At 69.0% G+C, this 21,512-nt stretch carries 21 protein-coding genes; 4 read left to right on the top strand and 17 right to left on the bottom strand.

Annotated features, from left to right (window positions below):
• Positions 1–22: 22 nt before the first annotated feature.
• Both lepA and OG947_RS18380 read right to left on the bottom strand, forming a co-directional pair.
• The gene (gene lepA, locus OG947_RS18385; protein WP_269320095.1) at positions 23–1,909 is read right to left on the bottom strand and encodes a translation elongation factor 4; all 1,887 of its coding nucleotides are present in this window, start codon (positions 1,907–1,909) and stop codon (positions 23–25) included.
• 135 nt (positions 1,910–2,044) lie between these two features.
• Positions 2,045–3,049, bottom strand: coding sequence for an iron-siderophore ABC transporter substrate-binding protein (locus tag OG947_RS18380; protein WP_328812587.1), 1,005 nt, complete (start codon positions 3,047–3,049; stop codon positions 2,045–2,047).
• A 129-nt stretch (positions 3,050–3,178) separates the two neighbouring features.
• Between OG947_RS18380 and OG947_RS18375 the strand changes: the two genes are divergently transcribed.
• Positions 3,179–3,760, top strand: a complete 582-nt coding sequence (locus OG947_RS18375; RefSeq protein WP_222638425.1) for a type II toxin-antitoxin system PemK/MazF family toxin — start codon at positions 3,179–3,181, stop codon at positions 3,758–3,760.
• A 7-nt stretch (positions 3,761–3,767) separates the two neighbouring features.
• Here OG947_RS18375 and OG947_RS18370 read toward each other — a convergent pair whose 3' ends face one another.
• Entirely contained in the window at positions 3,768–4,187 is a 420-nt protein-coding gene (locus OG947_RS18370) for a hypothetical protein (RefSeq protein WP_222647215.1), read from the bottom strand.
• A gap of 191 nt (positions 4,188–4,378) precedes the next feature.
• On the opposite strand from OG947_RS18370, the gene OG947_RS18365 reads away from it, so the two are divergent.
• Entirely contained in the window at positions 4,379–5,812 is a 1,434-nt protein-coding gene (locus OG947_RS18365; protein ID WP_328812586.1) for an ATP-binding protein, read from the top strand.
• Here the strand turns inward: OG947_RS18365 and OG947_RS18360 are convergent.
• The 3 genes from OG947_RS18360 to OG947_RS18350 are packed head-to-tail and all read right to left on the bottom strand — an operon-like array spanning position 5,796 to position 9,270.
• Positions 5,796–6,626 carry a transglutaminase family protein gene (locus OG947_RS18360; protein WP_082544533.1) on the bottom strand — a complete coding sequence of 277 codons (831 nt, stop codon included), beginning with the start codon at positions 6,624–6,626 and terminating at the stop codon, positions 5,796–5,798. The genes OG947_RS18365 and OG947_RS18360 overlap by 17 nt on opposite strands.
• A gap of 8 nt (positions 6,627–6,634) precedes the next feature.
• Complete coding sequence (locus OG947_RS18355; RefSeq protein ID WP_027505702.1) at positions 6,635–7,606, bottom strand: alpha-E domain-containing protein; 972 nt, start codon at positions 7,604–7,606, stop codon at positions 6,635–6,637.
• On the bottom strand, positions 7,606–9,270 hold the full coding sequence (locus tag OG947_RS18350) for a circularly permuted type 2 ATP-grasp protein (RefSeq protein ID WP_197027785.1): 1,665 nt from the start codon (positions 9,268–9,270) through the stop codon (positions 7,606–7,608). The genes OG947_RS18355 and OG947_RS18350 overlap by 1 nt, the downstream gene beginning before the upstream one ends.
• Positions 9,271–9,536: 266 nt before the next feature.
• On the opposite strand from OG947_RS18350, the gene rpsT reads away from it, so the two are divergent.
• Positions 9,537–9,797 (top strand): 30S ribosomal protein S20, encoded by a 261-nt coding sequence (gene rpsT / locus OG947_RS18345; RefSeq protein WP_027505700.1) that lies wholly within the window; start codon positions 9,537–9,539, stop codon positions 9,795–9,797.
• A 137-nt stretch (positions 9,798–9,934) separates the two neighbouring features.
• Here the strand turns inward: rpsT and holA are convergent, their stop codons facing one another.
• The 10 genes from holA to OG947_RS18295 all read right to left on the bottom strand — a co-directional run bounded on the left by holA (position 9,935) and on the right by OG947_RS18295 (position 19,504).
• On the bottom strand, positions 9,935–10,924 hold the full coding sequence (holA, locus tag OG947_RS18340; RefSeq protein WP_027505699.1) for a DNA polymerase III subunit delta: 990 nt from the start codon (positions 10,922–10,924) through the stop codon (positions 9,935–9,937).
• The gene (locus OG947_RS18335) at positions 10,921–12,447 is read right to left on the bottom strand and encodes a ComEC/Rec2 family competence protein (RefSeq protein WP_328812585.1); all 1,527 of its coding nucleotides are present in this window, start codon (positions 12,445–12,447) and stop codon (positions 10,921–10,923) included. The genes holA and OG947_RS18335 overlap by 4 nt, the downstream gene beginning before the upstream one ends.
• The gene (locus OG947_RS18330; protein WP_328812584.1) at positions 12,444–13,163 is read right to left on the bottom strand and encodes a ComEA family DNA-binding protein; all 720 of its coding nucleotides are present in this window, start codon (positions 13,161–13,163) and stop codon (positions 12,444–12,446) included. Before OG947_RS18330 ends, OG947_RS18335 begins: the two co-directional genes overlap by 4 nt.
• A 77-nt stretch (positions 13,164–13,240) precedes the next feature.
• On the bottom strand, positions 13,241–13,963 hold the full coding sequence (gene octT, locus OG947_RS18325) for a diglucosylglycerate octanoyltransferase (RefSeq protein ID WP_222630366.1): 723 nt from the start codon (positions 13,961–13,963) through the stop codon (positions 13,241–13,243).
• Entirely contained in the window at positions 13,963–14,604 is a 642-nt protein-coding gene (locus OG947_RS18320) for a histidine phosphatase family protein (RefSeq protein ID WP_056445828.1), read from the bottom strand. The genes octT and OG947_RS18320 overlap by 1 nt, the downstream gene beginning before the upstream one ends.
• On the bottom strand, positions 14,601–15,056 hold the full coding sequence (gene rsfS, locus OG947_RS18315) for a ribosome silencing factor (RefSeq protein ID WP_051613344.1): 456 nt from the start codon (positions 15,054–15,056) through the stop codon (positions 14,601–14,603). The genes OG947_RS18320 and rsfS overlap by 4 nt, the downstream gene beginning before the upstream one ends.
• Positions 15,053–15,799 (bottom strand): nicotinate-nucleotide adenylyltransferase, encoded by a 747-nt coding sequence (gene nadD / locus OG947_RS18310; protein WP_268788579.1) that lies wholly within the window; start codon positions 15,797–15,799, stop codon positions 15,053–15,055. The genes rsfS and nadD overlap by 4 nt, the downstream gene beginning before the upstream one ends.
• 58 nt (positions 15,800–15,857) lie before the next feature.
• The gene (locus tag OG947_RS18305) at positions 15,858–17,300 is read right to left on the bottom strand and encodes a vWA domain-containing protein (RefSeq protein ID WP_328809552.1); all 1,443 of its coding nucleotides are present in this window, start codon (positions 17,298–17,300) and stop codon (positions 15,858–15,860) included.
• A gap of 3 nt (positions 17,301–17,303) precedes the next feature.
• Entirely contained in the window at positions 17,304–18,185 is an 882-nt protein-coding gene (locus tag OG947_RS18300) for an AAA family ATPase (RefSeq protein WP_328812583.1), read from the bottom strand.
• Between the two features lie 41 nt (positions 18,186–18,226).
• Entirely contained in the window at positions 18,227–19,504 is a 1,278-nt protein-coding gene (locus OG947_RS18295; RefSeq protein WP_328812582.1) for a glutamate-5-semialdehyde dehydrogenase, read from the bottom strand.
• 156 nt (positions 19,505–19,660) lie between these two features.
• Between OG947_RS18295 and OG947_RS18290 the strand changes: the two genes are divergently transcribed.
• A complete protein-coding gene (locus tag OG947_RS18290; protein ID WP_328812581.1) occupies positions 19,661–20,764 on the top strand; it encodes an NADH:flavin oxidoreductase/NADH oxidase in 1,104 nt (367 codons plus the stop codon).
• Between the two features lie 34 nt (positions 20,765–20,798).
• Here the strand turns inward: OG947_RS18290 and OG947_RS18285 are convergent, their stop codons facing one another.
• Positions 20,799–21,449: a TetR/AcrR family transcriptional regulator gene (locus OG947_RS18285; protein WP_082544536.1), complete on the bottom strand. Its 651-nt coding sequence runs from the start codon at positions 21,447–21,449 to the stop codon at positions 20,799–20,801.
• Between the last annotated feature and the right edge of the window lie 63 nt (positions 21,450–21,512).

The following is a 21,512-nucleotide window of genomic DNA, read 5'->3' as shown; positions in this document are numbered from 1 at the left end:
CCCCGCGGGAGCGACCGCGGACCTACTTCTTCTTGTCCGCGGACGCGTCGGTGGACAGGGCGGCGACGAACGCCTCCTGTGGCACGTCGACACGACCGATGGTCTTCATCCGCTTCTTGCCGGCCTTCTGCTTCTCGAGCAGTTTGCGCTTACGGCTGATGTCACCGCCGTAGCACTTCGCCAGGACGTCCTTGCGGATCGCACGGATGTTCTCGCGCGCGATGATCTTCGACCCGATCGCCGCCTGGATCGGGATCTCGTACTGCTGGCGCGGGATCAGGTCCTTGAGTCGGGTGGTCATCTTGTTGCCGTAGGCACCGGCCGCGTCGGCGTGCACGATGGCCGAGAACGCGTCGACGGCCTCGCCCTGCAGCAGGATGTCCACCTTCACCAGGTTGGCCGACTCCTCGCCGATCTCCTCGTAGTCGAGGCTCGCGTAGCCGCGGGTGCGCGACTTGAGGATGTCGAAGAAGTCGAAGATGATCTCGGCCATCGGGATGGTGTAGCGCAGCTCGACGCGGGTCTCCGACAGATAGTCCATGCCGCCGAGCTCACCGCGGCGGCTCTGGCACAGCTCCATGATGGACCCGATGAACTCGCTCGGCGAGATGATGGTGCACTTGACCATCGGCTCGAACACCGCGCGCGCCTTGCCTTCCGGCCAGTACGACGGGTTGGTGACGATGTGCTCGGCGCCGTCGTTCATCTCCACCCGGTACACGACGTTGGGCGAGGTCGAGATCAGGTCGAGCCCGAACTCGCGCTCGAGGCGCTCGCGGGTGATCTCCATGTGCAGCAGACCGAGGAATCCGCAGCGGAACCCGAACCCGAGAGCGACGGACGTCTCCGGTTCGTAAGTGAGGGCGGCGTCGTTGAGCTGCAACTTCTCGAGGGCGTCGCGCAGATCGGGGTAATCGGACCCGTCCACCGGGTAGAGACCCGAGTAGACCATCGGCCGTGGTTCGCGGTATCCGGTGAGCGCTTCGGTCGCGCCGTTGCGGGCGCTGGTGACGGTGTCTCCCACCTTCGACTGACGCACGTCCTTGACGCCGGTGATGAGATAGCCCACCTCACCGACGCCGAGGCCCTTCGTCGCCTTGGGGTCCGGCGAGACGATGCCCACCTCGACGAGCTCGTGCGTCGAACCGGTCGACATCATGGTGACCTTCTCGCGCGGCAGGATCTTGCCGTCCACCACGCGCACGTACGTCACCACGCCGCGGTACGCGTCGTAGACGGAGTCGAAGATCATGGCGCGTGCGGGGCCGTCGGCGTCGCCGACCGGCGCGGGCACCAGACGGACCACCTCGTCGAGCAATGCCTCGACGCCCATGCCGGTCTTGCCCGAGACGCGCAGCACGTCGTCCGCCTCGCAGCCGACGATGTGGGCGATCTCCGCGGCGTAGCGGTCGGGGTCCGCCGCGGGCAGGTCGATCTTGTTCAGCACCGGAATGATCGTCAGATCCTTCTCGAGTGCCAGGTAGAGGTTGGCGAGCGTCTGCGCCTCGATGCCCTGTGCAGCGTCGACGAGGAGCACGGCACCCTCGCACGCCTCGAGTGCACGCGACACCTCGTAGGTGAAGTCGACGTGTCCGGGGGTGTCGATCAGGTGCAGGACGTGCTCGGTGTCCCCCACCTTCCACGGCAGGCGGACATTCTGCGCCTTGATGGTGATGCCGCGCTCACGCTCGATGTCCATGCGATCGAGGTACTGCGCGCGCATCGACCGGTCGTCGATGACACCGGTGAGCTGCAGCATGCGGTCGGCCAGCGTCGACTTGCCATGGTCGATGTGGGCGATGATGCAGAAGTTACGGATCCTGGTGGGATCCGTGAACGTCGTGTCCGCAAAATTGGTGATGGGGTACTCCTGACGAGACGGCCGTGGTGACGTACAGAATATCTGCACGTCACCACGGCCGGGGTCCCGGGCAGGCCGGAGGCCGGTCGTGCAGGTGGGGCGGGCAGGCCGGAGGCCGGTCGTGCAGGTGGGGCGGGCAGGCCGGAGGCCGGTCGTGCAGGTGGGGCGGGCAGGCCGGAGGGGTCAGGCGGGGGCCGTGGTGGTGGCCGCTCCGGCACCCGCGAGGGTGCTCTCGAATGCCGGTACGAGCGAGTCGAGCAGGTACGGCAGGCTCAGCGGCGAGGTGAAGTAGATGGCGCCGGCCGTGATCGCGTCGGTGAAGACGAGCCTGTTCTCCCGCACCTCCTGCAACGACGAGTACACCGGGTCGGCCTCGAGGGTCGCGCGGTCCTCCGGGGACTCGGTGGCCCAGAGCAGCACGTCGGCGGTGTCGAGCACGGAGAGGTTCTCCAACGGGATGTACGCCTGGGCGTCCTCCTCCTGGACGAAGGCGTCGAGCTCGGACGGGATCTCGAACCCGAGCGAGGTGAGGAAGTCGGTGCTCAGACCGTCCTGATAGGCGATGGCGTTGCCGTCGTAGATCGCGTTCTGCAGGAGGACGGCCTTCTTCCCCGCGAACTCGGGGTGGGCCTCGGCGGCCTCTCGGTACCGGGTGCGGACGTTCTCGACGAGCGCCTCCGCCTCGTCGGGCTTGCCGAGCGCGGCTCCGATGGTGCGGGTCTGCTGATCCCACGGCTCGAAGTAGGGGGAATCGACGTCGCTGTGGGCGATGGTCGGGGCGATGTCGCTCAACCGGGTGTAGTCGTCCTGCGTCATACCGGCGTTGGTGCCGATGATGAGGTCGGGTTCGAGGGCGGTGACCTTCTCGAACTGGATGCCGTCGTCCTGGGTGAGCACCTCGGGCCGGGCGTCACCCAGCAGATCGTGAGCCCAGGGCCACGTCGCGTCCGGCTGCTCTCCGTACCACTCCGTGACACCGACGGGAACGACGCCGAGAGCCAGCAGGGTGTCCTGCTCGGTCAGTCCGACCGAGACCACACGCTGCGGATCGGCCGGCACGACGGTCTCGCCGTAGGCGTGAGTCACGGTCACCGACCCCTCGGTCGATCCGCTCTCGGTGTCGGACGAGCACGCCGACACCAGCGCCAGGACACTCAGTCCGACGGCCACCACCGTGCGGTAACCCACACGTCCGACACTTCCACGCCTCACGACAACCCTCTTTCACATCGGGAATCTCCCGAAATCGGACTTAGGGTAGCCGAACCTCACTCACGGTGGTGAGCTACGTCCTCGGGTCTCGGTAGCCTGGTCGGCATGGCAACTCTGGCGTCGATCGGCAAGAAACTGGGACGACTCGCAGTGGCGGAAGGCCCGCGCCTGTTCCGGCAGCTGCAGCGGTCCGGCGCCCTCGACAAGGTGACGCAGTCGTTGGGTTCACGCATCGGCGCGTCCGGTGCCGGTGACACGTCACCCACCGGAGCACCGTCGGGACGGCCCGTGACGTCGACCTCGGTTCCCACCGCCATGCGCGCACGGCGCATCGAGTACTCCCCCGCGCTGGACGGCGCCGCGGACCCGGGCGAGGTCGTGTGGACGTGGGTGGCCTACGAGGAGGATCCGTCGCAGGGCAAGGATCGACCGGTGCTCGTGGTCGGCCGCGACGGTTCCACTCTGCTCGGCCTCATGCTCTCGAGTCAGAGCAAGCACGACGGCGACCGTGACTGGCTCGGCCTCGGCGGCGGGCCGTGGGACGCGCAGGGACGCCCGAGTTGGGTCCGTCTCGACCGCGTGCTCGACGTTCCCGAGGGCGGGATCCGACGAGAGGGAGCCGTCCTCCCCCGTGATCGTTTCGACCTGGTGGCACAGCGCCTGCGCTCCGACTTCTCCTGGCACTGAACTCGGATCACAGTCGATCGACGGCGTTCTTGGCCTCGAGCAGCGACAACCCGGTCCGCTCGCGGAGCAACTTGATCGCGGCGATCGCCTGTCCCTCGTTCTTCAGTGCCGTGAGGCGTGGAACGAGGTCGTCCCACTGCACCGGGCCCGGCGTGAGGGACTCACCGCGTTCGAGGGACTCGACCGCCACCTTCGCGTCGCGCAGTCCGGCGCCAGTTCGTTCCCGATAGACCTTGATCGCCTGAATCTTCTTGTCGGCGGCCAGCAGTCGATGAATCTCGGCGCGAGCACCGTCGTCCAACCCGACCGTTCCGACCTCGCCGGAGGTCGTGGGCCTGCCGGATGCGGCGCGTCCGAGAAGTCGGAACGCGAGAACGGCGGCGACGAGAACGATCAGGGCGACGAGGAACCATCCGGTGGCCGACATGGTCTCCAGTGAATCACCAACGCCCGGACGCCGCGAGGGCCGGAACCGCGGCCGGCTCTGGCGCACATCCATGCCGCGGTGCTACCGTGACCGTGCGGATGTGATTCTCCGCCCCCCTCTTCCCCTTTCTCACGGGCGCCACATCCTGCGTCACATTCCTTCGAACCATCCGCACTGGTAGTGCGTTCACTGTGACCCTCACGCTTTCCCCGGACTCCCTCGACATCGTCAGCGGAGCCCTGTCCCATCTCTCCCATCGCGCCCGGACACTCGACACCGGTCCGCTCGACGAGCCTGCGCTGCACATCTTCTCGCACCTGGCGGCGCCTCCGGATGCGGTGATCTCGCATCGCCGCTCACTCCCCGCCTATCAGGCCGCGACCCTCGTCCTCGCCGTCGAGGCCTATGCCGATGACCGCCCGGAGGAGTCGACTTCATCTGCGGCACAACGGTGGTCGTCGGTTCGTGGCCACGAGCGGTACCACGACGATCTCGTCGCCATGCTGAGTTCCTGCCGTCGCGGTGGCAGTTGTCGCGGCGCACCGGTCGAGTACCGGTCGGTGGACGTCGGTCCCACGTCGACGATGTCCGTCCCGGTGTTCGGGTTGCTCGACACCCACTCTCCCGGCGGTATTCCCGTGGCGGTCGCGCTCCACATTCCCGACCCGGCCCACCAGGCCCCACTCCAGATCGAGGTGCTGTCCGGCGATCGAGACGCCGGTGCGAGCACGCTGGACGCCCTCCTCTCGCTCATGACCGACCACGACGTCATGCGCGGGCAGGTCCTGGCCCTGGGAGGGGGCGGTGGACGGGGCAACGGCCTCGTGAGGTTCATGGCGAGGCCCACCGTCGCGGGCGAGGACTTGATCCTGCCCGACGGCACCCTCGAGGCGATGACTCGCCATCTCGTCACCGTCGGGTCCTCGGCAGCACGACTACGTGAAGCGGGCCAACACGTGGGTCGCGGCATACTCCTGTACGGCCCACCCGGAACCGGCAAGACCCACACGGTCCGCCACCTGCTCGGACTCGTGCCGGACAGCACGGTGATCGTGCTGACCGGGTCCGCGATGCGCCACATCGCCGAGGCCACCACCCTTGCACGCCACCTGAGCCCGTCGGTCGTGGTGGTCGAGGACGTCGATCTCATCGCCCGGGAGCGCGAGGAAACGGGTGTGAACTCGCTCCTGTTCGCCTTGCTCGACGCGATGGACGGCATGGACGGCGACGCGGACGTCACGTTCGTCCTGACCACCAACAGACCGGACTCCATCGAGCGAGCGGTCCGGGACAGGCCCGGCCGTATCGACCTCGCGGTCGAGATCCCGTTGCCCGACACCCGCGGTCGCGAACGGTTGGCACGGCTCTACCTGTCGGCGGTGAACGTGGCAGCCGATCTCACACCGCTGGTGGAGGCGACCGAGGGTGGAACCGCCTCGTACGTCCGAGAACTCGTGCGCCGCACCGTGGTGGCCGCGATCGAACGCGACGACCATGGCGCCGACGGGCACACGACGGTGATCACCGACGACGACGTCGCCGCGGTGCTCACCGCCTGCGTGGACGAGCGTCAGAGACTGACGCGCTCGCTGTTGGGCGGATCCGGCGTCAGGCCAGCCGGGTGATCTCCACGACGACGTCCAGTTCCGTGGACCCGCCACCGGAGAAGATTCCCTTGAGGGGTGGCACGTCGGCGTAGTCGCGTCCGATTCCCACCGAGACGTGCTGTTCGTTCACCGGCACACCGTTGGTCGGGTCGTAGCCCCACCACGATCCGGTCCACGCCTCGATCCACGCGTGTGACTGACCCTCGACCGAATCACCGACCACCGCTTCGGCATTCGGGTGCAGGTAGCCCGAGACGTAGCGGGCAGGAATGCCGATACTGCGGAGCAACACCAGCGTGAGGTGTGCGTAGTCCTGGCAGACGCCCTTCTTCTCGGCCCACGCCTCCACCGCGGACGTGTGCACCCCGGTGGTGCCGGGAACGTAGGACATCTCCTGGTTCACCCAGTCGCAGACGGCCACCACAGCGTCGTACGGCCCCAGATCCTTCGCCAACTTCTTCGCGACGGACGTCAGCTGACGGTTCCGAGGGACGTAGGTGCTGTGGCCGAGCAGCTCGTTGAACCTGTCCACCACGGGGTCTGCGGCCAGGTCCTCCCAGTCGAGGGTCTCGTCCGGCGGGACGAACGCGTCCGTCTCGACGACGGAGGACCCGGCCACCTCGAGGGACGTGTGCGGAGCGTGCAGATCGAACGCCGTGACCGCGGTGCCCCAGTAGTCGGTGTACCGGTACGACCTCGTCGCCGGATCGGTCTCGACGCGGTTCAGAATGACGTTCTGCCGGGTGTCGCTCCGCGGCGTCAGTCGCGCCTCGTTGTACGAAGACGTGACCGGTGCGTCGTAGTTGTACCCCGTGGTGTGCACGACGCGCATCCGCCAGCTCACAGTTCACCCTCCAATTGTGCTTCGTCCGTTCGGCTTCCGGCGTCCGTCCAGGCGACCCAGGGCGCTGCGTGGAAGTACTGCTTGGAGATCGCCTCACCCACCTCGCGGCAGGTCTCCTGCAACGACATCAGACGGTCCTGCAGGTCCTCCAGCAGAACACCCGGCTGCAGGAACTCGAGTTCACTGCGAGCGCGGCCGAGAAGTCGCTGCGCCTCGGCACGGGATCCGACGCGCATGTCGGGGTGATGGTCGAGGCTGTCGAGCGAGTGTTCGGCCTCGCTCAGTGCGTAGAACACCGAGCGCGGGAACAGCCGGTCGAGGAGCATGAACTCCAGGACGCGTTGAGCGTCGAGAGCGCCACGGTAGGTACGCAGATACGTGTCGTGTGCACCGGCCGACCGCAGCACCGTGACCCACGCCGGCGACGACGGTCGGTCGCCGGCACGGGCGAGCAGCAGGCGGACGGTCATGTCGATGCGTTCCACGGAGCGACCGAGCAGCAGGAACCGGTAGCCGTCGTCGCGGCTGAGCGTCGAGTCGGCGAGCCCGGCGAACATCGCGGCGCGCTCCTCGATGAACCCCAGGAACTCGTGGGGGCCCAGACGCTTCGACGCTCGAATGCGTTCACCCAGTGCGTTGTACGTCGTGTTGAGACATTCCCACATCTCGCTCGAGGTGACCTCGCGTGCGCCGCGAGCGTTCTCGCGGGCGCTCGACAACGAGTCGACGATGGAGCCGTTGCCCTCGCGGGAGAACGCGACGAGTTCCGTCAACGACCACACGTCCAGGCGCTCGTCGGGGAGCTCGAACCCCAACACCCGCAGCAACACTCGGGAGGTGTGGTCGGGATCGACGGTCGCGTCCTCGAGCAGCTGGTGCACCGTGACGTCGAGGATGCGCGCGGTGTCGTCGGCGCGTTCGACGTAGCGGCCGATCCAGTACAGCGATTCGGCGTTACGAGCCAACATCAGCGGGCACCGTCCTTCGGGGAGTGGGTCAGCTGTTGCTGCTGCTGTTGAATCTGCTGGCTGTTGAGCTCGGGGCCCTGCTCCGCGGTGGGTGACGACGGGGGTTCGGACACGATCTCCGCCCCGCCGAGCTCACGCTCGTCCTCCTTGGTGGCGCGGCCGGCCAGCACCCACGTGTCCTTGCTGCCGCCGCCCTGGCTCGAGTTGACCACCAGGGAGCCTTCGGGCAGCGCCACACGGGTCAGACCGCCGGGCAGCACCCACACGTCGTCGCCGTCGTTCACGGCGAAGGGCCGCAGATCGACGTGCCGCGGTGCGAGCTGGTCACCGATCTTGGTGGGCACCGTCGACAGCTGCACCACCGGCTGCGCGATCCATCCGCGCGGATCGGCCCGGATCTTCTTGCTGATCGTGGCCAGTTCCTTGGGCGACGCGTCCGGACCGAACACGATGCCGTATCCGCCGGAGCCCTCGACGGGCTTGATCACCAGTTCGTCGACACGGTCGAGCACCTCCTCGCACTCGTCCGGCAGCCAGCACCGGTACGTGTCGACATTGGCCAGGAGCGGCTTCTCGCCGAGGTAGTACTCGATGATGGTCGGCACGTACGTGTAGGTGAGCTTGTCGTCGCCGACACCGTTGCCGATGGCGCTGGAGATGACGACGTTGCCGGCACGTGCGGCGTTGACCAGTCCGGCCACACCGAGAACGGAGTCGGGTCGGAACTGCATGGGGTCGAGGTAGTCGTCGTCGATGCGGCGGTAGATCACGTCGACCTGGCGCTCGCCCTCGGTGGTGCGCATGTAGACGACGTTGTCGCGGCAGAAGAGGTCGCGGCCCTCGACCAGCTCGACGCCCATCAGCCGGGCGAGGAGGGAGTGCTCGAAGTACGCAGAGTTCGCGACGCCGGGTGTGAGGACGACGACGGTGGGGTCCGCCTCGTTGATCGCGGCAGCGGCACGCAGGGCGCGCAGCAGGTGCGTGGCGTAGTCACCGACCGCACGCACCCGGTGGCTGGCGAACAGGTCGGGGAACACGCGCGCCATGGTGCGGCGGTTCTCCATCACGTACGAGACCCCCGACGGCGAGCGCAGGTTGTCCTCGAGGACACGGAACGTGCCCTCGGCGTCCCGGATCAGGTCGATACCGGCGACGTGGATGCGCACACCATTGGGCGGCACGATGCCGAACGCCTCGCGGTGGAAGTGTTCGCACGACGTCACCAAAGATTTCGGGACCACGCCGTCACGCAGGATCTCCTGCTCCCCGTAGATGTCCGCCAGGAAGAACTCGAGTGCCTTGACCCGCTGCTTGATCCCGCGCTCGAGCTTGTTCCACTCGGACGCCGCGATGACCCGGGGCACCTGGTCGAGAGGGAACGGACGCTCCTGCCCCTCGAGCGCGAACGTGATGCCCTGATCGACGAAGGCGCGGCCGAGGGCGTCCGAGCGGGCGTCCAGTTCCGCGGCGTCCGACGGCGCGAGCGCCTTGTGGATTCCCTTGTACGGTCCACGCAGCCCGCCGTCGCCGTCGAACATCTCGTCGAACGCCAGTCCGTACTTCCCGATGTCCCGGTAACCGTCGAAGACGCTCGGCCCGGACGAGGACTGCGACTGCGAACGGCTCTTCTTCGCCTGTGGTGCAGCGCTTGATCGGGGACTCATGGTCGCCATGCTGCCTCACAGGTACCCCTGGAGCACGGTGGACACGTTAATTCCATGCAACCTCACGAGTCACGTGCACACCGACTCCCTGCAGCGAGATCACCGAATTGGGTTACCGGACCGACGCTGGTAGTCTCGTACGTCGGACGTGGGCACGCTCGTGCGCACCCACCGTCACCAGCTTTCACGAGCACTGCACGTACGGCTCGAGAGTGTTCCCCGGAGTCAGCCGTCCCGGACCGAGAAGAGACGAAGGATAACTACGCGTGGCCAACATCAAGTCCCAGGTGAAGCGAATCGCTACCAACGAGCGTCAGCGCCTGCGCAACCAGTCGGTGAAGTCGTCGCTCCGCACCGTGATTCGCTCCTTCCGTGAGGCGACCGAAGCCGGCGACAAGGCCAAGGCCGAGGAGATCCTGCTGACTGCGAGCCGCAAGCTCGACAAGGCAGCCAGCAAGGGCGTCATCCACAAGAACCAGGCTGCCAACAAGAAGTCGGCACTGTCGCTGGCCTTCAACAAGCTCTGATCTCTCCCGAGCCCTCGCGGCTCCTCTCGAGAGTCCCTGTGCAGTTCTTCTCGAGAGTTCCAGTGCAGTAGCTTGTCAGCACTACGCCCCGGGCGAGTACGATGCCCGGGGCGTAGTCGTGTGCCCGGGCGGCGCTGTCAGCGCGAACTCAGCCCCGCCACCACGTTCACGGCGCGTTCCACCGCGTAGTCCGCATCGGCGGCCTGGCCCTTGACGTCCGCGTTGAGCGCGGCCACCACCTGCAGTGCCTCGGCGATGCGCTGCGGATCCCACATGCGGGCCTGCGCCTGCGCCTTCTTGATCTTCCACGGCGGCATCCCCAGTTCGGACGCCATCCGGAACGGATCGCCGCGGCCCGCCGAACCGACCCGCGCCACCGTGTGGACGGCCTCGGCCAGTGCGTCCGCGAGCAGCACGTGCGGTGTGCCGCCCAACATCGCCCACCGCAGTGCCTCGAGGGCGCCGGCACGGTCACCCGACACGGCCTTGTCGGCGATGTCGAAGCCCGTGACCTCCGCACGGCCCGAGTAATAGCGGCGGACCGCCGCGACATCGACCTTCCCCGCCGTGTCCGACACCAGTTGCGAGCACGCGGCGGCCAGTTCGCGGAGATCGGACCCCACCGCGTCGACGAGCGCGGCGATGGCATCGGGAGCGACGCGTGTCTCCGAGTGGGAGCGGAACTCGGCCCGCACGAAGTCGACGCGCTCTGACGCCTTGGACAGCTTCGCGCACTCGTGGACCACGGCACCGGACTTCTGCAGCGCCCCCACCATGGCCTTGGCCCGGCCTCCACCGGAGTGCAGAACGACCAGGACCACACCGTCCACCGGCGTCGCCGCGGCGTCGAGAACCAGCGTCATCGCGTCCTTACCGGCCTCCGCGGCCGCCTCGAAGACGACCACGCGATCCTCGGCGAAGAGGGAGGGGCTGAGCAGTTCCGCGAGCTCGGCGACCGTCGTGTCCCCCGCCCGCAGACGGTCGACCGGCACCTCTGCCCCGGCCCCCACCGTTGCCGCGCGCATCGCGGCCACGATGGACGACACCGCACGCTCGACGAGGAGCTCCTCGTCGCCCAGGACGAGGTGCAGGGGCTCGGGACGGGTGCTGCTCGCTGTCGAACTCACCGGTCGATGGTGCCACGGTGGGCCGACAGCCACCGACGCCGGACCAGCACCGCCGCGCCCGCCGCGACGAGGACACATCCCCCGACGACGGCGGCGCCCCGCGGCCCGGTCGGAGTGAGCACCGTCGCACCGGGAGCGTCCGCCGTGTACGCGGCCACGGCCAGCAACCACCGCAGCGGCACCCACGCCACCCCGGCGACGACAGCCCCGGCCTCCACGCTCACGACGGCCACCACGGCCGCCAGCGCGCCGATCACGGTGACCGGCCCGACGACGGGTGCGGCGAGCACGTTCGCCGCCACCGAGTAGACGGAGAACGTTCCAGCCATGGCGGCGACCAGCGGTGCGGTCACCAGGTGCGCCGCCAGCGCCACGGCCACGGCGTCGAGCACCGGACGTCGGTGACCGGGCGGTGCGTCGGCGCGGCTCACCATCGCCGTCAGCATCGGGGCGAGCAACACGAGAGCGACCGTCGCGGTCACCGACAGCGCGAACCCCCACGACACCGCCAGCCCCGGATCGACGGCCAGCAGCACCAGCACCGCGGTGCACAGGGCCGGCATCACATGGCGACGGCGGCCGGTCATCACCGCCAGCAGACCCAGCACACCCATGACCGCCGCACGCAGGACGCTGGGTGACGGTCTCGCCACCACGACGAACGCGACGAGGACGATTCCCGCGAACGCCGCGGTGGTCCGAGGGCCGGCCGAGAGCAGCCGAGCGCCGAGGACGACACACCCGACGACGAAGGTGAAGTTCGCACCCGACACAGCGGTCAAGTGGGACATTCCGGCCGCCGTGAACGAGTCCTGGACGGAGACGTCGAGTCCCGACCTGTCCCCCACCACCATCCCCGGGAGCAGCCCCGCCTCCTCACGTGGCAGAGCGATGGCAGCGGCCTCCGCGAGAGCACGTCGCACCACGCCCGACCACCGGAGCAGGGCCGGCGCGCTCCCCACCTCGGGTGGCCCCGTGGCACGTGCGACGGCATCCACCGCGCCCACACGATCGGGAGCCGCGAGCCGCGCCCGGAACGTCACCGAGACACCCGGTTCCAGTGCCCGCCACGGATCCGGGGGCGCGAACACGGTGATCCGGGCCGACCCATCGACGACGGTGCCGCGCAGCGTCACTCGGCTCGCTCGTATCGGCACGAGCACCTGATCCGCGAACGAGCCCGTGATCGGACGTGGATCGTCCGTGACGACGCCCTCGACCGTCGCGTACGCACCGCGCAGCGCGCCCTCGCGGACCGGGCCCGTCGTCACCTCGTGCATCCGCAGGGACGACATCGCCGCGAACGCCGCGGTGACGCAGCAGGCCGCCACGACGACGAGCATCACCAGCGATCCCCAACCGTGCCGACGCCGGCACCACCAGCCGACGACCGCCACGAGCACGCACACCGCGGCCAGAGCCGCCGCGGGCCGCCACCCCGGGCCGACTGCCACCACGGTCGCAGCCCACGCCCCCACCGCACTCGGGACGAGCCGCAGATCCACGGCCGGTGCGTCGGTCACACCGTGACCAGGGGCGTCAGCTTCTCGAGCCGAGCGGGGCCGACGCCGCTCACCTCGGACAGCTGATCGACGGACGTGAAGCCGCCGTTCTCGGTGCGCCATTGCACGATCGCGCTCGCGGTCACCGGACCGACACCGGGCAGGGCATCGAGCTCCGCCTCCGTCGCCTCGTTCAGCGACACCAGACCCGGGGCCTTCCCGCCGGCATCGGACGACCCCTCACCGGCCACGGACACGGGTGCCGGAGCGAGCGGTACCGACCCCGTCGTCGACCCCACCACCACCTGTTCACCGTCCGACACCTTCGCCGCCCAATTGAGCCCGAAGAGGTCCGCGTCGTCCCGGCGCCCACCCGCGGCCGCGACGACATCGGCGATACGGGACTCGGCGGGAACGGTGACGAGTCCCGGGCGCATCACAGCGCCGAGCACGCTGACCACGACTCCCGCGGATTCCGGTGCCGACGTCGTCGGCGTCTCGGACTCGGTGATCAGAGGGGGAAGCGGCGGCACCGCGGTGACCTGCGGAGAATCTCGCATCACCACTGCCCCCACGGCGCCCACGAGAAGGACGGCGGCCACGGCGAGGGCACGGACGCCGCGGGACCCCGGATCGATCCGGAAGCGCGAGCCGACGAGACCCGCGCGGCGATGCACCGCGTCGGACCGGCCGCCGTCGGGGTCGGCCGGCTCGTGAGCAGCGATCTCGGGTGCCATGCCCGCGACGGTAGGCCCGGGCCAGGACGAGACCAGCCGCCGCCGGGCACACCTGTGGACGGCCACGACCCTGTGGATCAGATGCGGGCGGAGGCGCGCACGGCAGCGACGACGGACTCGGCCACGCGCACGTGTGCGTCCCAACCCCAGTGAATACCATCGGGATTCGCGTTCCCGGACACGATGTTCTCCTCGACGGCCGCCTTGAGGTCGACGAGCGGGAGATCGTGTCCCACCGCCCACGCCGTGGTCGCGCGCACCGCTGGTTCGCGGCCGGTGTGCACTCGTCCGTAGGCGTCGCATCGATGCACCGACGGGAGCGTCGCGATGACGGGTATCTCCGGACGCACTGCCGCGAGGGCGGCGCGGATCTGCTCGAGGTAGTCGACACTCAGATGCGGCGGCAGTGCCACCGGACGGCCCAGGTGTGAGAGCCGCGGCTGCAGCCACCCGTAGGCGGCGCGCACACCGCGCCGCAGGATGGGCGGTCGGACGTAGCGGATCTGCTCCCGCAGGGCCGTCGGCAGAGGTGACGGCAACGAGTCCATCCCGCCGGTCGCGAGGACCACCGCCCCGGCACGCGGTATCGACGCCCACACACGGGGATCCTGGGTGAGTGCCCACCAGGCGTCGCGGCAGGTCCAGCCGATGCGGCCGACGAGCTCGACGTCCCAGCCCAGTTCGCGCGCGACGAGCGTGGGCCAGATGCGGGGATGGTCGGCCGGCAGTCCGCCCTCGGGACCGTAGTACGCGAGCGAGTCCGCGAGGACGAGCAGGACCGGGCGATCCGCCTCGGACATCAGAGAACGTCACCCGCCACGGCGGCCGTCGCATTCCACACGTCCAGGCGCCAGGAGACGTCGTCCGTTCCGTGTCCGGCGACCTGCACCCAGCTGGCGTTGCCCAGTCCCCCGAGCACCGGCCACCGGTCGACCGGCAGATCGAGCAGTGCGGCCGTGAGCGCGGCGATGGTTCCACCGTGGGCGACCACGACGACGGGCGCCGTGGTCCACTCCGGGTCCTTCAGCAGCTCCTGGATCAGCGGCATCGAGCGCTCGGCGACGTCCACGCGCGACTCGCCGCCCGGCGGACGGAACTCGGCGTCGGCGCGCCACGATTCGCGGACGCCGGGTGAGACGTCGTCGACGTCGAGGTGCGTCAGCCCCTGCCAGTCACCGAGGTGCGTCTCCCGGAGCCGCTCGTCGAGCTCGACGGGAACACCCGTGGCCGTCGACAGCGCGGTCGCCGTGTCGTGTGCCCGTCGCAGATCGGACGAGACGATGCGGTGTGGCTGCAGCAATGCCAACGCTCGAGCGGCGACCTCGGCCTGTGTGCGACCCAGCTCGGTCAGGTCGGTGTCGAGATGACCCTGCATGCGCGAGGCCGCGTTGTACTCGGTCTGACCGTGCCGGAGCAGCACCAACCGACGAACGGACGTCACTCGTCCGGTTCGGTGACGCGATCGACACCGTGGTCGAGGGCGTCGTCGACACCGTGATCGTCGGTGCCGTACTGCGTCGAGGTGTCCGTGGCTCCGAGACCCTCGATCTCGAGGACCGGGCAGTCCTTCCACAGACGCTCGAGGGCGTAGAAGTGACGCTCGTCGTTGTGGAGCACGTGGACGACGACGTCGACGTAGTCGAGCAGTGCCCATCGGCCCTCGCGGGTGCCCTCACGACGAACGGGCTGGCTGCCCGCCTCGCGGAGCTTCTCCTCGATGTTCTCGACGATGGCGTTGACCTGGCGCTCGTTGGGTGCCGACGCGATGACGAAGCAGTCGGTGATGACCAGCTGGTCGGAGACGTCGAGGGCCATGACGTCGGCGGCGAGCTTCTCGTCCGCCGCGAGTGCGGCGATGCTGGCGACCCTGATGGCCTCGGGTGTAGCGCTCACGTGGTGTTCTCTCCTGGTAGGGCTGATGCGGTGGTGGCGGAAGTGCCGGTGTGCTGGGGTGCGGGCTCGGAGACGGTCGCGATGCCGTCGTGACGCTCCTCCCCGGCGGGGCGGTACAGGTCCCGCTTCGAGATGTACTGGACGACGCCGTCCGGCACGAGGTACCAGACGGGACGGTTCTCGGCGGCACGCCGTCGACATTCCGTGGACGAGATGGCCAGAGCCGGGATCTCCACGAGGGTCAGGACGTCCTTCGGCAACCGATCGAGGTACTCGGCCAGATGGTCGGCACCCAGTTCGTAACCGGGGCGGGACACGCCGACGAAGCGGGCCAGCTCGAACAGTTCCTGCCAGTTCTGCCACCCGATGATGCTGCTGAGAGCATCGGCCCCGGTGATGAAGAACAGCTGGTCACCGGGATGCTGGTCGGCGAGATCGCGAAGCGTGTCGACGGTGTACGTCGGCTTCGCACGGTCGAGGTCGACGCGGCTGACGGAGAAGCGAGGGTTGGACGCGGTGGCGACCACCGTCATGAGGTAGCGGTCCTCCGCCGGGCTCACCGTCCGGTCCTGCTTCTGCCAGGGCTGGCCGGTGGGAACGAAGACGACCTCGTCGAGCTGGAACCGGTCGGCGACCTCACTGGCGGCCACGAGGTGCCCGTGGTGAATGGGGTCGAACGTGCCACCCATGACGCCGAGACGTCGCGGGCGTCGGCCCTCGGGCGGCGTCGTCGGTTCCTGCACGAGTGACGACTCTACGTGGACCTGCCCCGAACAGAGGATTCGGCCGAACCGAGAGACGTCAGGATCCCGTGGGAAGGAGCCGCGACACGACCTCGGCCAGTTGCGCCGCCGACCGGCACTCGTGCATCGAGATCACCCGCCGATAGACGTCGGCGGCCGAGTCACCGGTCCCCCACTGCGCCTTCGGCTCGGGGTTGAGCCAGTGCGCGTGCCGGGCGACGGTGACCATGCGGGCGAGGGACTCGGTGCGCGGATCGCGGTAGTTGGTGCGGGCATCGCCCAGGATCAACAACGACGCCCGAGGACCGATGGCATCGAGGTGATGCGCGGTGAAGGTCTCGAAGGAGTGGCCGTAGTCGGAATGGCCGTCGTAGGTGATCAGCTCCGACTCCGCGATCATGCGCGACATCGACTCGGCGAGCGACGCGCGTCCGGCCGAGGCGTCGAAGAACCGGGTCACCTCGTCGGCGGTGTCGATGAACGCGAAGACACGCACTCGGGAAAACTGTTCGCGCAACGTGTGCACGAGCAGCAGGGTGAACTGGCTGAAGCCGGCGACAGATCCCGAGACGTCGCAGAAGATCACCAGTTCGGGCCGCGCGGTACGGGGCTTGCGGTTGACCAGGTCGATGGGGACGCCGCCCGTCGACAAGGACTTGCGCAGGGTGCGCCGCAGGTCGATCGACCCCGCTCGCGACCGCCGTCGACGGGCCGCCAGTCGGCTCGCCAGGAGCCGCGCCAACGGAGCGACGTTCTTGCGGAGGGCCGCCAGTTCCGACTCGGACGCGCGGAGGAAGTCGACGTCCTCGGCCAGGCGCGGGACGCCGTAGGACGCCACCCGTTCCTTGCCCAGCACCTCGGCGGTGCGGCGACGGGTCTCCTTCTCGATCATCGACCGGAACTCCGCGATGCGGACCGCGGCCGTCCGACGGGCCAGTTCGGACTCGAACTCGCCGGTCGTGGGTGCACCGGGACCGCTGGAGCGGCCGATCAGTCCGTCGAGAATCTTCGCCAGCAGCGTCGACGGCTCCACCGTGCGCAGCGTCTGGTACTCCGAGAACGACTCGCCGCGGCTGGAGCTGTACTTGCCGTAGGTCTCGACGATGTCGCCCACCAGGCGCTCGACCTGCGCCATTGCCTCCGCGGAACCGTCCGCGAGCAGCTCCGCCAGCACGTGTTTCAGAGCATCGAGATCGACGGTGCCGTCCTCGGCGAGAGGCGGGCCGACCGTGTTCTCCTCGTCGGCGGTCCGCGCACCGATCGCGGCCGGGAACCACAGATCGAAGAGCGCGTCGAACGCGGGTCGATGGCCGGGTCGGCGCACCAGCGCGCACGCGAGACCCTCCCGCACCACCTCCCGATCGAGGATGTCGAGAACGGCCAGCACCGCGCCCGCGTCGACCGTCTCCGACGGGCCGACGTCGATACCGCGGCGACGCAGCGCCTCCACGAACCCCACCAGGTGTGCGGGGATGCCGGAGATGTCCACCGTCCCGGTCACGGGTCAGCCGAGTCGGAGTTCGGCGACGGCGCGGTCCTGATCGGAGCGGTGCTTGAGAATGACGCCGAGCGTCGACCGCACGGCCGCGTCGCTCACCTCGTCCATGCCCAGAGCCAACAGGGTGCGGCCCCAGTCGATGGTCTCGGCGACCGACGGCAGCTTCTGCAACTGCATGTCCCGCAGCACCTGCACGATGCGCACCATCTGCTCGGCCATCGCCTCCGGCAGCTCCGGGACCCGGCTGGCCAGGATGCGCCGCTCCAGGTCGGCGTCCGGGAAGTCGAGATGCAGGAACAGGCAGCGACGCTTCAGCGCCTCCGACAACTCGCGTGTCGCGTTGGAGGTCAGCACCGTGAACGGCCGCCTGGTCGCCGAGATGGTGCCGAGCTCCGGCACGGTGATCGCGAAGTCGCTGAGCACCTCGAGAAGCAGGCCCTCGATCTCGATGTCCGCCTTGTCGGTCTCGTCGATCAGCAGCACGGTGGGATCCGATCGACGGATCGCCGTGAGCAGGGGCCGCGACAGCAGGAACTCATCGGAGAACACGTCGTGGCGTGTCTCGTCCCACCCCGCGCCGGAACTCGACTGGATGCGCAGGATCTGCTTCGCGTGGTTCCACTCGTACAGTGCCCGCGCCTCGTCGACGCCCTCGTAGCACTGCAGGCGGACCAGTTCGGCTCCCGCGGCCTGCGAGACGGCGCGAGCCAGCTCCGTCTTGCCGACACCTGCCGGGCCCTCGATGAGCAGCGGCTTGCCCAGACGATCGGCGAGGAACACCGCCGTGGCGGTCGCCTTGTCGGCGAGGTACCCCGTGGCGGCGAGGCGGGTCGCCACGTCGTCGACGTCGGAGAAGAACGGAACGATGTCGGAGTACGTCTGCGTCACGCCGGGCCTTTCGGTTGTTCCAGAGAGGTGGTGGAGGCGGGTCAGGCCGGACGAATGTGCCCGTCGCCCTGCGCGATCCACTTGGTCGAGGTGAGTTCCCGCAGCCCCATCGGGCCGCGGGCGTGGAGCTTCTGGGTGGAGATGCCGATCTCGGCTCCGAAGCCGAACTGCTCACCGTCCGTGAACGCGGTGGAGGCGTTGACCATGACGGCCGCTGCGTCCACCCGAGCCGAGAACGCCCGGGTGGCAGCGAGATCCGATGCCACGATCGCCTCGGTGTGTCCCGTGCCGTACCTGTCGATGTGCGCGACGGCGGCATCCAGGTCGTCGACGACGGCGAGGGCGATGTCGTCGGACAGGTACTCGTCGGCCCAGTCGTTCTCGGTGGCCGGAACGAGACCGGGAAGATCGCCGTGGACACGTACGCCGTTGTCCGACAACGCCTGCACCAGACGCGGCACCGCCACGTCGGCCACGGCGGCGTCGATCAGCACCGTCTCCGCGGCGTTGCACACGCTCACTCGACGTGTCTTCGCATTGAGCAGGATGCGCTCGGCCATGTCGAGGTCCGCGGACGCGTGCACGTAGACGTGGCAGTTGCCGACACCGGTCTCGATGGTGGGCACCGTCGCGTCGCGCACCACCGCCGAGATGAGGCCGGCCCCACCGCGCGGGATGACGACGTCGACGAGTCCGCGAGCCCGGATGAGGTGCGTGACCGTCGCGCGATCCTCGCTGGACAGGAGTTGGACGGCGTCGACGGGAAGGTCCAGCGCCGACAGGGCCGCCCGCAGAACGCCCACCAACGCGGTGTTCGATCGCGCGGCGGAGGACGACCCCCGCAGGAGGACGGCGTTGCCCGACTTGAGAGTGAGCCCGAACGCGTCGACCGTGACGTTGGGCCGGGCTTCGTAGATCATGCCGACGACGCCGAGCGGCACCGCGAGCTGCCGGATCTCGAGTCCGTTGGGCAGGGTCCGACCCTCGAGGAGCTCCCCCACGGGATCCGGCAGAGACGCCACCTGGCGCAGTCCGGCGGCGATGCCGTCGATGCGGTCGGGGGTCAGCCGCAGTCGGTCGAGCTGCGAGGGCGGGGTGCCGGACGCCTCGGCGAGTGCGAGGTCCTCGCTGTTGGCGGCGAGGATCGCGTCGGCGGAGGCCAGGACGGCGTCCGCCGCGGCGTGCAGCGCGTCGTCCTTGCGCGCGGTCGTCAGCAGAGCGAGCGCGCGCGCGGCGACCCGGGCGCGGGCAGCAGCGGCGTGCACGTCCGCTTCGAGAGCATCGGGGGTGGACACCTCGGCGCTGGTGGTGGCAGTCACGCCGTCCAGGGTAGGTCACGCTCCCACCAGCCCGTACGCCCGAGCGCACCCGGGACGATCCGGCCGACGGGAATGATCGCCCGGCCCGATTGTTCGTTCATCCTGAGCGCTGTCGTCGTGGACGGTGCGCGTGTAGGACGAGACGAGGAGATGGCTGTGAGCCTGCTGTTCGAGCCCCTGACCCTGCGTGAGGTCACCTTCCCCAACCGGGTGTGGATGTCGCCGATGTGCCAGTACTCGGCGGACGCGGAGGGACCCTCGACGGGCGCGGTCACACCGTGGCACCGGACTCACCTCGTCTCGCGTGCCGTCGGCGGCGTCGGCCTGGTGATGACCGAGGCGGCGTCGGTGAGCCCGGAGGGCCGCATCACGCCGTGGGACCTCGGCATCTGGAACGACCAGCAGGCGAACGCGTTGGCCGAGGTGGTCACCGAGATCCGGCAGCACGGCAGTGTGCCCGCGATCCAGTTGGCCCACGCCGGTCGCAAGGCGTCCACCGACGCACCGTGGCGTGGCGGAAAGCCGCTGGCGGCGGACGACTCCCTCGCCTGGGAGACGGTCGGACCCAGCGCTGTCGAGTTCGGCCACTACCCGGCTCCGCGCGAGATGACGACCGCGGACATCGACAAGGTCGTCGACGACTTCCGCTCCGCCGCGGTACGCGCTCTGGCCGCCGGCTTCGACGTGGCCGAGGTGCACGCGGCGCACGGTTATCTGCTGCACCAGTTCCTGTCCCCGGCCAGCAACCACCGGACCGACGAGTACGGCGGCAGCTTCGAGGGTCGCATCCGCCTGACCCTGCGCGTGGTCGACGCGATCCGCGAGGTGTGGCCGGCCGACAAGCCCGTCTTCGTGCGCGTGTCCGCGACCGACTGGACCGGCGAGGAGCGTGGCTTCGACTCCGAGGCCTGGACGCCCGACCAGACCGTCCTGCTCACCCAGCAGCTCGAGGATCATGGTGTCGATCTCGTCGACGTCTCCACGGGTGGCAACGTCGCGAAGGCGTCCATCCCCGTCGAACCCGGCTACCAGGTGCCGTTCGCCCGGCGCATCCAGAGCGAGACGCGCATCCCCGCGGCCGCTGTCGGACTGATCACCGAGCCCAAGCAGGCCGAGGACATCATCGGGTCCGGCGAGGCCGTGGCCGTGTTCCTGGCGCGCGAACTGCTGCGCGACCCCTACTGGGCCCGTCGTGCGGCACGCGAGCTCGGCGCGGACATCACCCCGGCCACACCTCCGCAGTACGAGCGGGCGTTCTGAGTCAGCGCTCGCGCGAGAACGACCATGTGCGGAGTCAGCGCTCGCGCGAGAACGACCATATGACCGCGGCCACGAGCTCGAGGGCGAGTCGCGCGGGTACCGGGTTGGCCGGCTCGATCATCGCCTGGGCCATCGCTCCTTCGTAGGCGGCGACGACACCCCGACCGAGGGTGTCGTCGTCCACCGCCACCTCGCGCCCGTGGGTCGCAAGACCGTGAACGATCATGGGACGCAGGGCGTCACGGAGCGCGGCCCGGTGCCCGGTCACCACGGCCGCCAGCCCCGGGTTCCGCGCCGCGTGGGCGCCGAACTCCGCCATGAGTACGTGCCACGACACGTCGCCGACCAGTCCGCTCAGCGCTGCCACGACGATCTCCTCGAAGGACCGCCCGTCGGACGCGTCGTACTCCAGGGCGTCGACCACTCCGCGTACCCGCGTGATCAGTCCCGACGCCTGTCGCGTCCACAGTTCGAGAAAGACCTCGTCCATCGACGAGAAGTTCGAGTAGAACGCTCCGCGAGTGAATCCCGCTCGCTCGCAGATCTGTTCCGGGGTCGATCGCCCGAAACCCCGTTCGACGAACACCTCGAGGGCGCCGTCCAGCACTCGCTCGCGAGTCTGTGCTCTGCTGCGAGTGGCGGTCCTGCCTGTTCTCGCGGTCACGTTGCCTGAAGTCGCCGCCATGATGCACTATCGTATCGAACGAGACGATACAGATGTGTATCGGTCACCGAGAACCTGCCGACG

Source organism: Rhodococcus sp. NBC_00297 (assembly GCF_036173065.1).
In the GTDB taxonomy this organism is placed as follows: Bacteria; Actinomycetota; Actinomycetes; order Mycobacteriales; family Mycobacteriaceae; genus Rhodococcoides.
The sequence above is the reverse complement of the archived record's forward strand: the minus strand, read 5'-3'. Positions and strand labels throughout refer to the sequence as shown.

Bases quoted from the DNA above. Each gene is read 5' to 3' on its own strand.
- octT (WP_222630366.1), bottom strand. From the start codon at position 13,963: ATGTCCGAGGCGGATCGCCCGGTCCTGCTCGTCCTCGCGGACTCGCTC.
- OG947_RS18350 (WP_197027785.1), bottom strand. From the start codon at position 9,270: ATGAGTCCCCGATCAAGCGCTGCACCACAGGCGAAGAAGAGCCGTTCG.
- OG947_RS18285 (WP_082544536.1), bottom strand. From the start codon at position 21,449: ATGGCGGCGACTTCAGGCAACGTGACCGCGAGAACAGGCAGGACCGCC.
- OG947_RS18370 (WP_222647215.1), bottom strand. From the start codon at position 4,187: ATGTCGGCCACCGGATGGTTCCTCGTCGCCCTGATCGTTCTCGTCGCC.
- OG947_RS18330 (WP_328812584.1), bottom strand. From the start codon at position 13,163: ATGGCACCCGAGATCGCTGCTCACGAGCCGGCCGACCCCGACGGCGGC.
- OG947_RS18355 (WP_027505702.1), bottom strand. From the start codon at position 7,606: ATGTTGGCTCGTAACGCCGAATCGCTGTACTGGATCGGCCGCTACGTC.
- OG947_RS18360 (WP_082544533.1), bottom strand. From the start codon at position 6,626: ATGCGCGTCGTGCACACCACGGGGTACAACTACGACGCACCGGTCACG.
- OG947_RS18375 (WP_222638425.1), top strand. From the start codon at position 3,179: ATGGCAACTCTGGCGTCGATCGGCAAGAAACTGGGACGACTCGCAGTG.